This window comes from Bartonella queenslandensis AUST/NH15 (genome assembly GCF_000312585.1).
GTDB classification, from domain to species: domain Bacteria; phylum Pseudomonadota; class Alphaproteobacteria; order Rhizobiales; family Rhizobiaceae; genus Bartonella; species Bartonella queenslandensis_A.
In genome coordinates, this window is the sequence record NZ_HE998202.1 from 1 (window position 1) to 329 (window position 329).

1 protein-coding gene is annotated in these 329 nt (G+C 47.4%); it reads left to right on the forward strand.

The genetic code is table 11. The features are described 5' to 3' along the window. Nucleotides 1–35: 35 nt before the first annotated feature. The coding region (locus BN338_RS09890; RefSeq protein ID WP_039761955.1) for a phage tail protein at nt 36–329 on the forward strand (294 nt) is incomplete at its 3' end.

Consider the following 329-nt stretch of genomic DNA (forward strand, 5'->3'; position numbering starts at 1 on the left):
GTGCTGGAAGGGATACAATCAATGGGAGGGAGCCTATGAGAGATCCTTTGTTGATGTTAGGTCCACATCTTTTTTATGTGGACTGGCTGAATTTCCAATCCTTTGAGGAAGAGTTTTCCGCCTCATGGGTTTGCCTAGAGCGTTTTGGCAGGTCTCCCAGTTTGCAATTTACCGGCTATGGCAATGATCCCAAAACCATTCACGGGGTGTTGTTTCCAGAAGAGTTTGGGGACCGTGCAGCTCTTGATGCCATTACCACCACCATCAAAAGAGCCAAGCCGGTTCAGATGATCCGTTGGATGAATAATGACAGCTATAGTGCTCTCATG